At 36.0% G+C, this 14,796-nt stretch carries 8 protein-coding genes; 5 read left to right on the top strand and 3 right to left on the bottom strand.

Translation table 11 applies throughout. The features are described from left to right. Positions 1-163: 163 nt before the first annotated feature. The 3 genes from hemB to hemA all read right to left on the bottom strand — a co-directional run bounded on the left by hemB (position 164) and on the right by hemA (position 4,150). Complete coding sequence (hemB, locus tag HCX49_RS18450) at positions 164-1,135, bottom strand: porphobilinogen synthase (protein WP_132771504.1); 972 nt, start codon at positions 1,133-1,135, stop codon at positions 164-166. 50 nt (positions 1,136-1,185) lie between these two features. Continuing rightward, complete coding sequence (gene hemC, locus HCX49_RS18445) at positions 1,186-2,778, bottom strand: hydroxymethylbilane synthase (protein WP_168127866.1); 1,593 nt, start codon at positions 2,776-2,778, stop codon at positions 1,186-1,188. A 130-nt stretch (positions 2,779-2,908) separates the two neighbouring features. Then, a complete protein-coding gene (gene hemA, locus HCX49_RS18440) occupies positions 2,909-4,150 on the bottom strand; it encodes a glutamyl-tRNA reductase (RefSeq protein WP_168127865.1) in 1,242 nt (413 codons plus the stop codon). Positions 4,151-5,264: 1,114 nt separating this feature from the next. Between hemA and HCX49_RS18435 the strand changes: the two genes are divergently transcribed. The 5 genes from HCX49_RS18435 to HCX49_RS18415 are packed head-to-tail and all read left to right on the top strand — an operon-like array spanning position 5,265 to position 14,786. Continuing rightward, positions 5,265-8,231, top strand: a complete 2,967-nt coding sequence (locus HCX49_RS18435; RefSeq protein ID WP_168127864.1) for a SusC/RagA family TonB-linked outer membrane protein — start codon at positions 5,265-5,267, stop codon at positions 8,229-8,231. A gap of 12 nt (positions 8,232-8,243) precedes the next feature. Next, complete coding sequence (locus tag HCX49_RS18430) at positions 8,244-9,845, top strand: RagB/SusD family nutrient uptake outer membrane protein (protein ID WP_168127863.1); 1,602 nt, start codon at positions 8,244-8,246, stop codon at positions 9,843-9,845. 20 nt (positions 9,846-9,865) lie between these two features. Continuing rightward, a complete protein-coding gene (locus tag HCX49_RS18425) occupies positions 9,866-10,555 on the top strand; it encodes a fasciclin domain-containing protein (protein WP_168127862.1) in 690 nt (229 codons plus the stop codon). After that, the gene (locus HCX49_RS18420; RefSeq protein ID WP_132843624.1) at positions 10,555-11,577 is read left to right on the top strand and encodes a DUF5007 domain-containing protein; all 1,023 of its coding nucleotides are present in this window, start codon (positions 10,555-10,557) and stop codon (positions 11,575-11,577) included. The genes HCX49_RS18425 and HCX49_RS18420 overlap by 1 nt, the downstream gene beginning before the upstream one ends. A gap of 35 nt (positions 11,578-11,612) precedes the next feature. Then, positions 11,613-14,786: a SusC/RagA family TonB-linked outer membrane protein gene (locus tag HCX49_RS18415; protein WP_165902452.1), complete on the top strand. Its 3,174-nt coding sequence runs from the start codon at positions 11,613-11,615 to the stop codon at positions 14,784-14,786. The last annotated feature ends 10 nt before the right edge of the window (positions 14,787-14,796 follow it).

The raw sequence follows: 14,796 nt of genomic DNA, 5'->3' as shown, positions 1-14,796 counted from the left end.
TTACAGGACAAAAGTATCCAATTATTTACTAAAATCTCTCATTTCAGTGTAAGGAATAGCATTATACAAAACACCATCTAGATGTTATCACGATGAGGACTTAGCTATAACAGATGAAGCCCAAGGATTATCCTTGGGCTTCATCTGTTATTTAATAAGTTGTTTATTTAATCCAACCTTTTTCTATAGCTTCTTTAGCATGGTACGTTAAGATTGCAGTAGCACCTGCACGACGGAAACTCATTAGAGTCTCCAATATAGCGGTTTCTTGTAACCAACCATTACCAATAGCAGCTTTGATCATAGCATATTCGCCGGAGACATTGTACGCAGCAATAGGCAAATCAAAATTATCATGTAATGATTTAATGATGTCCAAATAAGGAAGACCCGGTTTTACCATTAAAAAATCAGCACCTTCTTCCAGATCTAATTGCGCTTCGATTAATGCCTCTCTGCTGTTAGCATAACTCATTTGATAACTCTTTTTGTCACCTTTTTTAGGAGCAGAACCTAAAGCATCACGAAAAGGACCATAGAATGAAGAAGCATATTTTGCCGTGTAGGACATCAATGACACATTGGTGAAACCATTTTCATCTAGAATATTACGGATAAAACCAATACGGCCATCCATCATATCCGAAGGAGCGATAATATCCGCACCAGCATGCGCATGTGCTAAAGCCATTTTACCCAGAACAACTAAAGTCTCATCATTTAGGATTTCTCCATTCTCTACAATACCATCATGTCCATCCGAACTATAAGGGTCCATAGCAACATCAGTAATGACACAAGCTTCAGGGAAATTTTTCTTGACCTCTTCGATTGCTTGAAGATATAGCGTACCTTTTCTGTAGCTTTCAGTTGCGAATTTATCTTTCAAAGATTCTTCGACAGCAGGAAATAAATCAAATGAATTTAATCCAAGTTTTAAACAGCTTTCAATTTCACGCAATAAGTTGTCAATCGAATAACGAAAGATACCTGGCATAGATGAAATTTCAGTTTTTTGATTTTGACCTTCTACAATAAAGAGTGGAAAGATCAAATTAGCGGTACTTAAGCGGTTTTCTTGAATCATATCGCGAATCACAGCAGATTTACGATTTCTTCTCGGACGTTGTAACATGTTATATGTATTAAAAAAGATTGGAAGAATGTTAAATCCTTCCAATCGTATTATGATTTATAGTCTAATCCAAAAATGGCCTCAGCTAAGCCAATTTCATCTGGTGAATAAGGCAGCGTATAGGAAAGACCCATTTCATCAAAAATAGCAGCCGTAGAGCGTCCAATACAGATCACCTGTTGCTCAGGTTCAATTAAGTTATTCACAAAATAAGCCTCAGCATTGCTCGGGCTTGTAAATATTAAGACCTCAGCACTTGTTGCATTGACATTATCCTCAAGCACAGTTTCATATACAGGCATATTGATCACCTTGGTTTCTGAACTAAGCGCTTTTTGAATTGTTTCCAAAGAACCTTTTGCTCGAGGAATTAAAACCGTACCACCATTTGCCAGTGCTGCAAAGTTAGCCCCGATTTCTTCCATGTTAATTCCGGACTGCTCGCCAGAAAAATCAGCAACACGGTCAAATTTGCGCAAAGTCTCCTCAGATCCACGTCCAACTACTGCAATTTTAGTCTTTTTACTTAGTCGTGGCTCCAAGCTAAAGAAATGTTCAATTCCATTTTTACTGCCGAAGAAAATCCAGTCCACATGCTTTAAAATAAACGGATCCAATTTATTTATTATTGGAAATATTTTGATTAAAGAGCGTGCATCAGCTTGAATATTATGCTTTGCAAAGAAGCGGGATAAATAAGAATGTTCATCCAGATCCCGGCTTATAAAGACAGATTTTGGTAATACCCGATCTTTCGCATACTTAGAGAAAATTATTTCAGGTAATAGTGCCGGATCAGTTCCTTTCACATAAAAACGGTCAGGAAAATCATCACTGGTATCTGCGATAGAAGTCCATGCTTCGTACGTATCACCCACTTTACGGCAATAAGCACCAAGAGGAGCATGACAGCCAGCGTCAAATAGATTCAATACTTTACGTTCAACGGCGATGGTCTTCTGTACCTCCTCATTATTAATTGGCTGAAGAGCTTGAAATAATTCTGTGTCAATTTCGCGGATCTGAATAGCCAGTACACCTTGAGCAGGAGCAGGAACTAGTTCAACAGGAGGAATTTCCTCAATATGGAAATCCGAGATGTCCATATCGATTCTCGAAATACCAGCCTTTGCTAACATGATGGCATCATACTGCTCATCACGAAGTTTCTGCATACGGGTCTGTAAATTACCCCGTAAATCTGTAAATTCAAGATCAGGTCTTATAGAAGAAAGTTGTGCTTTACGTCTGTTAGATGATGTACCCACAGTGGCATTATGTTTTAAAGAAAGACGTTTCTTAATATCTACACAATCTTTATGAATAATTAATAGTTCTGCAGGGTTTTCACGTTCAGATACTGCGGCAATGATTAATCCAGGAGGATTCACAGTAGGTAAATCTTTATGAGAGTGAACAGCTAGATCAATGGTTCCCAAAAGTAATTCTTCTTCCAATTCTTTGGTAAAAAAACCTTTTCCTTCGAGTTTATCTAAACGGAGATGTTGAATGATATCACCTTGAGTTTTGATGATTTTTAATTCAGATTCAATGCCAATTTCAGCCAGCCGATCTTTGATGAAGTTTGCTTGCCATAACGCAAGTGCACTTCCACGAGTACCAATGATAAGTTTTCTATTCACAATCTATATACTTTACCTTATTTTAATAATTAAGATAGGCAAAAATAAATAAATAGTATTGATTTGTTGACACGTTACTGTCAGAATAAATCCAAATGCAGTGTGAAAAAGAGTTTTAAGTCGCTCTTAATTAATTAACACCATTTTCGTTTACTTTGACTAAAATCTCTTTAGCCATTACCATAGGAACTTTGATGTATTTTTTTTCCATGTAATTAATAATCTTTTCCAATACATCACGCGCTTCCGGATCTAAGGCCTGAACCTCCGACGCAAAAACTTCATTTAATGCAAAAGATTTGATTTCTTTAATTTTTTGTGGAACCTGACGCATTGCAACTTCAACACGTCGTTGTTTAATGATAGGTAAAAATTCTTGAATATTGTCTGAAATAATCTTTTCAGCATTAGACAGTTCACTATAACGTTCTTCAATATTTTTGTTGGCAATCGCTTGTAGGGAACTAACCTCAATATAGTGCACCGCATTATTGGCTAAAACTTCAGCATCAATATCATTTGGAATGGCAAGATCAATAATGATTTTCTTATCCATTTCTCCATTTAATAAAGATTGATATAGGGAATTATCAATGATGGCCGTTGTAGCACCTGTACAGGTAATGAGAATATCAAATCCACCTTTATAGTTGATCAATTCCGATAAAGGATAGGCTTCAGCATTGAGTTCAGTAGCTAATTTCTGCGCATTTTCAACCGTACGGTTAAAAATTACAAAATTGCTGGATTGTTTTTTCTGAAAATACTTTGCTAAATTTTGATTGGTTTCCCCAGATCCGATAATCAGAATTCTTGGATTCTCAACAGATTTAATTTCTTTTAATTTGCGGTATGCTAAAGAAACAACAGAAATTGGGTTTCTGGATATTTTAGTGTGGGTGTAGACCTCTTTTGCTGTTTTTACCAGACGGTCCATTAGCATGCGTAGGAAGTCACCGGTAAATCCAGCCTCTCGACATCTTTCGTATGCCCGACGGACCTGTGCTAAGATCTCCTTCTCACCAACAACTAAACTTTCAAGAGAACATGACATACGAAGAAGATGATCTAACGCATCCATACCCTCATATTTGTTCACCTGACCTAAATAACATTGCAATCTTTCCTGAGGGACACAGAAATTGAGTTTCTCCATAAATTGCGCAATGAATTCATTCGTTAAGTCATGAGCACCATAAAACACAAATTCAACACGGTTACAAGTTCCAATATAGAATACTTCAGGAATATCCATGTTATGTTTTAGATTCATTAGTCTACTTTCTAACTCCTCATTACAAATAACTAGATTACCTAAATCTTTAAGTTCTACGTGTTTATGTGTGAATGCTAATACCTTAAGATTCTTCAAAGCAATACCCTCGATTAATTTTAACTCTGCAAATGTAGTTTAAAAGCTTTTGCTATATGTCAAAAATCTGTCAAACAGATGAATTTAGAATGATTACAAATAGTGTTAAATTAATGTTAAATTGGTGATTTGCATAGTGTTGGGAATCAACTGAATAAATTATGTGAGCTGTATTATTATTTCTCATTTACGAATGTGAACGATATCAAAATAAATAACTTATAAACTTTAAGAATTGAAAAATCCACAGATAGATGCTGCAAATATTTTATTTATACCCTAATAACTGAGTGATGATATTTTGTTGATTTTTTTTGTTCTAATGAACCATATAAAAGATAATAAGAATTCTGGTAGTAAACTTAGCGGTATATTTTCTTGGAAAAGTGAAAAATATCATTTCATTCCTAGATTCTCTCTTGATATTTTTAAAATAGTTTACAAAACCATCCATACAGCATTAATATGTTTGACCATTAAATCGTAGCTTCAAAATTGTAATTAACTAAATCTAGTGCTAAAAACGTTTTAGTAATGAATACATGGTAGATTTTGCTTTTTTTAGCTAAAACACTGATTATAAAATGAAAGGATATTTATTATATTTTTAATTATGTTACACATAAAGAGGGTGGTGAAAAATGCAATCGATTGCTCATTTTACGCAAACGGTTTCGTTCATAAGGAATATGGAATAACAATATTATTATTATATTATTGTTACATACTAACAATTATTAGCTGCCAAAACGGACGCATATTTATCATTAACCGATTTATAAAAATCATAATAATACCAATTTTTAAATTTTAAAAAAACCAAATGAAATCAAATGAAAAGAGTACCTAAATTTATTAATTCGTAAAAATTTAGCAAAAGTTAAGAAGTCTCTATCGTAATTGACTTTATGACTGTAAATAATCAATTGCCCGTATAATTTAATTAATAGTGTTATGTTTAGCATTTATAGGTGATTTTATTTTTAGTTATATATTTTTAGGTAAAAAACATCCGTTTTTCTTCCTGGCTTTTCTATGCATTTTATCTTGAGGAATTCATCTTGAGAACGATTTATGTTGAATAATTTTATCAAAACTTAAATTAAATTAAATAATGGTTAAAAATTACACAAGCGTTTCTTTTGCTTTGTTTTTAGCTGTTGTTGGATCACAATCTTTACATGCTAACCAAAAATACTTGAAATTACCGACCAATAAGTCCAGTGTTTTAAGAGATACAAGTAAAGGTGAGTTTTCCAGCAATAATTTTGAAACAGATACGATTGGCCAGATGATGAAGGCCATGCAGAAATTTAAGACGATTCGGGATACCATTAACATCCGATCGGTCATTCCTGTTCCTAACCTTTCATTACAACAGATCGTCAAAGGAAATCTTCTTGGTGTCTATGTTCAAGAACCAAATGGTGAGCCAGGCACGGAGCAGAGTATGATTGTACAAGGTGCTTCTGGTGTCCTGTTTTCTAAAAGGGATGTCTATGCTTTGCAACCTGCCATATATCTCAATGGGGTGCCCATGGTACAAGAAAACCCCTTTGCATTTGACGTACAAAAATACGATTACAACCGCATCGGTCCTGCTACTAATTTATTTTCGCAAATTGATATTAGTAATATTGAATCCATTGCAGTTATTAAGGATCCTTTTGAACTTGCTAAATTGGGTCCAAATGCAGTAAATGGGGCTATTTATGTCACGACTAAAAAAGCAAAGTCAGGCTTAAGAGAAATTAGCTTAAATTCTTATTTTGGATATGTTACTGCACCCAAAGTGTATACTGTAAATGGTGTTTATGAGAATAATTTTAGAAAACCATTTTACGAAAAATATGGCAACCAAGAGCGGTATGATAATTATGCCAGCTATTTAAGAGATTCAACTAATACAGCTTATTTTGGTCCCTCAAACTGGAATGACAAATATTATAAAAATACCCCGACCTACTCTGCTGATTTAGGGATTACAGGAGGAAACGATCGTGCAAGTTTCCGATTTTTTGGTTCGGGAACAAAAAATGCCGGTAATGCTGACGAAACCAACTTGAACCGATACAATATATCTTTCGGAATTAATATGGCTCCTTTCAGTTGGTTAACGATGTCGAGTAATGTCAATACTTCACGTTTGGATCGAACCCGTAATAAAAGTTTAAGAGATCGATTCGCCGAAACGCGTTATATCCCAGATTTATCAAGTCCTTTGTCGCCCAATGCCGATGTGTTTGGCGCTTTTTTGGAAGAGAATGAAAAAAATGTTGATAACAATAGAGTAACGACTCTAAATGGTAATGTGACTTTGACTGCCCATGTCAATAAGCTACAGATTCAGTCGAGTTTAATGTTTGACTATAATGAAGGATCGCGCGATTTCTTCACACCGTCGACGCTTATGGATGGTGTGAGCTACATCTCCAACTATTTTGGCTACAGCCAGCGGATGATCCTCAATAACTCCGCTTCATATAAATTTGATTTCGCAGAACATCATGAATTGAATTTAGAAGTCGGTCAGACCTATCAGGGGGATACCTTCAAGTACAACTATGCGAGAGCTTATAATGGACCTAATGATTATGTCAAGTTGAGCTTTGTAGAGGGAGATAAAAATAAATCTGAATATTTAAACTCTCCTAATTTCTATGTGTTTCGCTATATCGACAAAGAAGTCAATAATCTGATGTCCTTTTACGGATCTGCCCAATATAAATACAAAAATTTATTAGCTGTGAACGCAATTGTCCGCAGGGATGGTTCTTCCAATGGACAACCTGATAGTAGATGGGTGACAACACCTTCCTTTAATGTTAATTACAGTTTAAAAGAGCAGTTTTTAAAAGACAACACTTTTTTCAATGCATTGAATATATCAGGAGGCTGGGGTAGAACGGTTCGTACTTTCTTAGATGACCGTTATGCGGCAGGACCTCAGTACCGATCGGAAAGCGGATGGTTTGAAGAACCAACTATTCCCGGTTATGGACCTGTAATGGGAATAAATAGACCTTATGAGAGTGGCTTTATAGGTTATGGAATCAAAATGCCTGTAGCCGAGAGAACGAATTTGACACTTGATGGTACATTCTTAAATAACAGATTGAATGCGGCAATCTCAGCATACAATCGAAATGATAAAGATCAGTTAATTGGTGTTCCTGTTGCACAGGAGACGGGCTATAGCGTAAATTATAAAACCGGTTTAGAAGTTAATAATAAAGGCTTAGAACTGATGTTGAATGGTGCAGTAGTTGAAAATAAAAATGGATTCAATTGGAATTCCGCGATCAATGTTAATTATAATAAAAACAAAGTTACTGCGCTTCCAGACGGCCATCAAGAATTGATTATTGGAGACAACAAATTAGAGGTTGGTAAATCTGTAGGAAGCTATTGGGTATATTCCAATACAGGTATTTATAATACAGACGCAGATGTTCCTGTTGATTTAACTTTTAATGGTATTCCTGTGAAGGGGGGTGATCCTATCTGGAAAGATTATAACAATGATAATCGTGTCGATAACAAAGATAAAGTTTTGACAGGAGATCGTATCCCAAGTTTTGTCGGAGGCTGGAACAACACTTTTGCATATAAAAACTTTGATCTTAATTTCAATTTTATTTTTGCTGCTGGGCATAAAGCACTTAATCAATACGAAGCCACTAAGTATGGCTTTATCAATCGTGAAGCTGGCAATGATATCAATTCCATCAAAGAAGTGTCTTCTTGGCAGAAAATTGAGAATGAAAAAGATTATCCAATTTATAACCCATGGAGTGATATCAATCCGTATCGCGTCGATCAAGATCTATTCTTGGATAATGCTTCCTATTTAAAGTTAAGGTCGGTTACTATTGGATATGACCTGAGTAAGGCTAAATTCTTTAATGCCTCAAAAGTGGGTATCCGCAGATTCTACGTCTATGCAACAGGTATGAACCTCTTGACAGTAACCAATTTTACTGGTGTAGATCCTGAATTAATCAATTTCAACGGGTATTATGACGGCGCAAACCTCTCCATTCCAAAAACTTTTGTAATAGGATTTAAACTGGATTTGTAAAAATAATTAGAGATGAACAGTATAAACAATAGAAGAAAATTAACAGGGCGTAAACTGGCAGTCAGCATTTTGACTGCAGTGATTAGTTTGAGTACTTTTTCTTGTAATAAAATAGATAATGTTTCTTCAACTCGATTGTCGACAGAAGAAACTAATTGGAAGTCATTCGAAGATGCAAAGGCCAATTTGATGTCCGTTTATGGATTGATGCGATCTGCTACCGTAGCAGATAATGGTCATTGGGTGATGGGAGATCTGAGACAGGGAGATTTTACAATTAATAATCGTGCGGATCTAAAGGCCGTTGTCAACGGACAGTTAAATGCATCATATCCAGTAATTAATCGTATTACAAACTGGAGAAGATTTTATGCTGCTGTTAATGCTGCCAGTCTTTTCATTGAAAGATCAAAAGAAATTGTAGCAGTAGATCCCCGCTATACCAAATTAAATAATGATGTAGATATTGCCCAAGCTAGAATACTACGTGCATTTGCTTATTATTATATGGCTCGGATCTGGGGAGATATCCCTTTATTGACATCATCACATGATGGTGATTTTGTACAATTACCGAGAACTTCGCAACAAAAGGTATTGGGCTTTGCAACTTCAGAATTGTTAGCAGCAGCTAAGGTCGTTCCTTTCCGTTACGGTGGAACAGATCCTATTTTCCCAGGACTTTATTACGGTGAGGGTTGGGCTTCTTGGAACGGAAACGTATTTACACGCTTATCGGCCTATATTATTCTTGCACATATAGCCGCTTGGCAAGGGAATTATACAGACGCAGCCAACTATGCTAAATTTGTATTAGATAATCAGTCATCTCAATATTATGTCGACGGAGCCAATCCATTGGATTATATCGATATGAATGCGCTAACGGAGAATCAAAATAATATGAGTCCATTTGCTTATAAAAGAGCAACTGTAATGGTCGGTTTTCCTTTTGAGTCTGGTAATGGATTAGCGACAGCGAATGGTCATATTGAACAATTAACTTTAGCTGCTCCTTTCATTCCAAAAAATCGTCCGGAAATGTTTGTTTCTAAAGATACAATTATAAATGTCTTTAATAACCCTTTTGATTTACGTTTCAGTGTCGATAGACTGACCGGATTATACCGCACGAATTATTTCTATAATTTCGAATCCGAAATGCCAATTTTTAATAAGATCAAAGTGCTCTCCCCTTCTAATACTTCAGGTAATTTTATGTTATTCAGTTCGTCAATGGTCTTCAGCAGGATGGAAGAAATTACGTTGTTGAGGGCTGAGGCATTAGCAGTTATAGGTGATACGGAAGGTGCATATACCGCTCTAAATAGAGCTTGTGCCTTGAGGGGTATCAATTATACGACTATCAACTCTCCAGATATTTTTAAAGCAATTTTTGAAGAACGTAGAAAAGAGTTAATGGGCGAGGGATGGAGATGGTACGATCAAGTGAGATATAACCGAATCAAGAAATCAAATGCAATTTATGCAACAAAAAATGGAAAGGGTATGACCTTTAAACAATTTGAAGATGCAGGGGGTATTTACTGGCCAATTTCTCAGGATGTCATAAGTGCAAATCCATCTATTATTCAGAATCCATATTGGCAATAGTAATTTCAAAACGTAAATGTATGAAGATTTTAAATAATAATTTTTTTGTATTAGCCATCATCGGAATTGTCTCCCTTTGGCTATGCTCATGTAATAAAAGTGAATCACCTTATTACGATTATGAGAATAAAGTGCAGACCTATAATGGAAATGCACTAGACTATCTACAAGCACAACCTGATGGAACTTTTGATTCCTTGCTTTTGGTTTTGAAAAGATTTCCAAATCTGGAAGATTCGCTTAGGAATCAAGAATTGACTCTGTTTGCGCCGGTCAATAAAAATTTTGCATCAGCTCTTAAATATTTAAATAATATGCGTAGAAGCTTTGGTTTACCAAATGTGTATTTATCAGATGCTAACAAGGCACAGCTGGATACCATGATCTGTAAATACATTGTGAGAGGTAAAAAAACTACCGATGCTTATATGGAGGATACAGATGGTGTTTTGGTCAAATCAATTGTATTTGATTACCCGATGCATGTCAGATATGCAAAAATGAGTTCTTCCGGATTTGTTGAAGGTGGAGCGAGCATTCTAAATTTTAGTGAAACTTTTGGTTCAACCTTTAAGAAAGACTGGGTAACTACTAAAGCCAATACAGTAAATATCAGAACAAATAATGCGACAATCAATATTTTAGACCCGATTCACAATTTTGGGTTTGATGAATTTACGCGCAGATTAGTTTTAAATGAAGAGAAATAATGAAAAGAATTCTAAATATATTCAAGATTGGTTTACCTGTAATGGTCTTTGGATTGTTTTTTTCGGCTTGTAAAAAGAATTTACCTGACGAAAGGCTATCAATAGCCAATGATTCGAAATATGTAACCACGCTATTTCAACCGGTACTTGGCCGGAATACCTTATTTACCAATATCTTTCAATACGGAAATTCAAGTCGTCCTTTGGATTTTAAAATTGTGAATATGCGCAAGTTTAATGGAGATCCAGCGCCTGAATTAACACAATTATATCCAGTGACAGTATGGAAACAGATTTATGATGGTACAGAAAAATCTTTAGCTGAAATTGAAGCGAAGCGAACCATTGAAAATCATCCATTATTTGAAATTAGACCACACGCTGGTGATTTTGTGATGTGGTCTTCGGCTAATTCTAATATGGTGAGTGCACAACCAGATTCTGGCTATGTCTTCGATGTCGAGATGTCCAATTCTGGAGGTCGTAAGTATTTTCAAAATATGCGCCTCATGCCCTTCAGGGAACGTCCTTATGAACCTTCAAATTTAGATCCCATCACTGGACAGGCAACAAGTGTTTCCGTTAGCCCATCAGGGGTCTTCATCATGGGTGAACGCGGACAGTACATGAGTAGTTTTTTTGATGTGCAGGTCCTGTTTAGGAAAACAGGAAATGGAAATAGCTTGACTTTCAAATTTGCAGATTCCTTATCCAATCCGATAGATCCGAATAAATTCGATGAAACGAATTGGGCAGGCTTAGTACATGGTTTTAATATGACGAAGGATGCAACAAAAGTACGTTATGATGTCGCTTATCCGATTCCATTAAGTGCTTATCCAACTCCTTACACAACATTAAGTGGTGGACAGGCTAGCATTTCATTTAAGTTTAGTCGCATTGGCTTTGGTAATATACTTGAAAAAAACTACCTCAACTTTAATTTTAACATTTTTCAAAAGGGTGATTGGGAGCTGACCTTTTGGTTTAGAAGAGACAAACCAAAATTTGATAATGATTAATGAATCAATATAAACTTAAATTAAATACATTTCAAATGAAGCATATATATACGCTAGTTATATTGTTGTTTTTTGGAACGCAACAAGTTGCTTTTGCACAACAGCAGATAAAAGTAACGGGGGTTGTCATAGACGGTGCCTCGAGTTCTCAAGAAGCAATTTCCGGTGTGAGTATCAGTACCGGAGGTAAAGCAATAGGAAGTACGGACAGGTCGGGTAAATTTACGATCACGGTTCCAAATAATGCTTCCATCATTTTTAGATCGATTGGTCATAAATCTGTTACCGTAAAAGTTGACAATAAAACGTACCTCTCCGTGACCATGTCACCTACAAGTGAGATGTTGGGGGAGGTCAAAGTAACCAGTGGTTATCAGCAGAAAACAAGAGCTACGAATACAGGCTCTATTGTTACCATTTCAGGTAAAGATATACAGGGACAGCCTGCAGGTGATGTGATGTCATTATTGCAAGGTCGTGTCGCGGGTTTAAATATTCAAAATAATACAGGTGCACCAGGATTTAGAGGAAGTGTCACGATTCGTGGTATTTCCAACATCAATGTCTCTGGAAGTGGAGACGCGGCATTCTTGACACCAACTTCTCCTTTATATGTCATCGATGGTGTTCCGGTAGACGATAATGCAAATTTTTCTTACGGTTTCCAACAAGCAGGACCTGGTGTATCACCAGCATCACAGATTCCACCGGAAGATATTGAAGATATTCAGGTACTTAAAGATGCTGCTGCAACATCTTTATACGGATCGCGTGGCGCTTATGGTGTTATTTTAATTACAACAAAAAGAGGTAATTCAAAAGTTCCAGTAGTGCGCTATAATGGTGCGGCCTTTATGTCGGCAGTACCACAATTAAAAGCTGTTATTGGCGGTAAAGATGAGCGATTATTAAGGATCGCACAGATTATGCGCTTTGATACCTCTTGGAATCATGCCTTAGATTTGGTAAACCAAACCCCATTTTTATCAGACAGTTTAAATCCTTATTATAATAACTCTACCGATTGGCAGTCCTATTTTTATAAGCCAACCTATAACCAGACTCATAATCTCAATGTATCCGGTGGTGATGTGAAGTTTAATTATAAGGTTGCAATGGGTATTTACGATGAAAAAGGTATTCAGGAAAATACAGGTTACTCGCGTTATAACTTGAATATGAATATGATCTATAATCCGACTTATAAATTCAAATTATTAGCGCAATTGAATAACTCCATCCAGAATCAAAGGATGGGTAGCGGGAATGGATTGATGAATTCTGGTATTGCAGACGGAGGAAATTCATCTTCTTTATTACCAGCACCATCCTTATATTCATCGGTCAATTCGGTTTTAGGAGCATTGAATACGGATGATGATAATAAAGTTTTGACAACATCTGCGATTGTCAATGTAGCTTACGATTTCTTTAAGAATTTTAAAGTGGAGACCACGTTAAATTATACCGGAACATCCAGTACAAAAGATAACTTCTCACCAGCCGCATTAAATGCAAATCAGGCACAGTATTACACTTATAACGATAGAGCAACTACATTGTATAATCGTAACCAGATGTCCTATGTGTTTTCATTGAAAGAAGATGGAGAAGACGCGCATAATTTTAACTTTTTCGCATTTAACGAGATAAGATCATCATTCTTTAAAGCAGATGCAATGTTGAATGATCGTGTTGTCAATGATCAGTTGAGAGGGCCGATCGTAAAGCAGACAAGTTATTTAAGTTCCAAAGGTGGTACAATCGGCTATACGGATACACGGGCAGTGGCATTTTCAGGCAATTTTGCATACGATTATAAGCAGAAATATGTCATCAATTTCTCTTACCGTGCTGACGGTCTGTCGACCAATGGTCCAGATGCAGGTTATGTTAAAAACCCTGCGATTTCTGCAAAATGGAATTTTGAAAAAGAAAATTTCATGAAAGATAAGGAATGGTTGGATTATGGATCCTTCCGTCTGAGTTATGGTTCTAATATTACACCTAATGGAAGTATTTATCAATCTTATGGAAAATATTATGGCGGAGATAATTATAATAATCAGAAAACTGTTGTTACAGATTTAAAATTTTTACCGAATCGGTCGTTGGAGCCTACTCGCGCGACTACTTTAAATGCGGGTTTTGATATTTCAGTATTCAATAATAGGTTAACCTTAAATATTGATAGCTACTACAAGCAAAATGATAATGTTTTTAGAGAGAAAGCGATTTCATCTTCAAATTCATTCGAGAATATTGCTTCTACAGAAATCAGTAATGTAAATTATGGTTGGGAGTTTCAAGCAACTGCTCGTCCATTAAGTGCAACAAGCCCCTTCAAATGGACAATGTCAGGTTCGTTTGCAATCAACCGTGAAGTATTGGCAGCATTGCCGGATGGTTTAAGAGAAATGATCTATTATGATCCAGGAAACCAACAGGATATCTATTATAGATTAGGTATCAATTCTTTGTCTAACTATCTATTTAATACAAAAGGTGTTTATAGTACCAATGCTCAAGTCCCTGTAGATCCAGCAACTGGTCTACCTTATCGTGTGGGTAGCAATGATATCTTAAATTACTTTAAAGCAGGTGATCCTATTTTCACCGATTTAGATGGAAACTATGTTTTAGATAACTATGATCGCGTAATTGCCGGTAATTCTCAACCGCAGATTACCGGTGGTTTTACTTCGCTATTACAGTACAAGAGCTGGAGTTTTGAAGTCAATACATCATTCACATTGAAACGTGATATTATGAATAATACCTTGGCTAGCCAGTTCGGTGCATTTACAGATCCTGCTATACAATATGATCCGTGGAAATTGGTTGCATTACCGCCTATTTCACAATTGGATTATTGGAAAGCAGTTGGCGATCAGGCAACTTATGGAAACCCATTGGATTTTGTACGCGCACGTCGCTTAAATCCTTTCAGGGGTAATCAGACTTTATTCCAAGAAGATGGATCTTATTTCAAATTAAATGCAGTAAAAGTGTATTATAATTTTGATCAGAACTGGTCAAGAAGATATGGGATGAACCGTGTAAGTATTAATGGTACAGTTTCCAATTTGTTTTATATCACCCGCTATACAGGAGCTAATCCGGAAAACGTGAGTGCATTAGGTAAAGATTCTGGAGGTAATTATCCACTTCCTAAGCAATTTGCTTTAGGATTGAATATTGAGTTTTAATTGTTGATAT

The organism is Sphingobacterium sp. B16(2022), from assembly GCF_012030425.1.
In the GTDB taxonomy this organism is placed as follows: Bacteria; Bacteroidota; Bacteroidia; order Sphingobacteriales; family Sphingobacteriaceae; genus Sphingobacterium; species Sphingobacterium anhuiense.
Note: the sequence above shows the minus strand (reverse complement) of the source record. Positions and strands in the feature narration are given on the sequence as shown.

Bases quoted from the DNA above. Each gene is read 5' to 3' on its own strand.
- hemB (WP_132771504.1), bottom strand. From the start codon at position 1,135: ATGTTACAACGTCCGAGAAGAAATCGTAAATCTGCTGTGATTCGCGAT.
- HCX49_RS18435 (WP_168127864.1), top strand. From the start codon at position 5,265: ATGGTTAAAAATTACACAAGCGTTTCTTTTGCTTTGTTTTTAGCTGTT.
- HCX49_RS18430 (WP_168127863.1), top strand. From the start codon at position 8,244: ATGAACAGTATAAACAATAGAAGAAAATTAACAGGGCGTAAACTGGCA.
- HCX49_RS18425 (WP_168127862.1), top strand. From the start codon at position 9,866: ATGAAGATTTTAAATAATAATTTTTTTGTATTAGCCATCATCGGAATT.
- HCX49_RS18420 (WP_132843624.1), top strand. From the start codon at position 10,555: ATGAAAAGAATTCTAAATATATTCAAGATTGGTTTACCTGTAATGGTC.
- HCX49_RS18415 (WP_165902452.1), top strand. From the start codon at position 11,613: ATGAAGCATATATATACGCTAGTTATATTGTTGTTTTTTGGAACGCAA.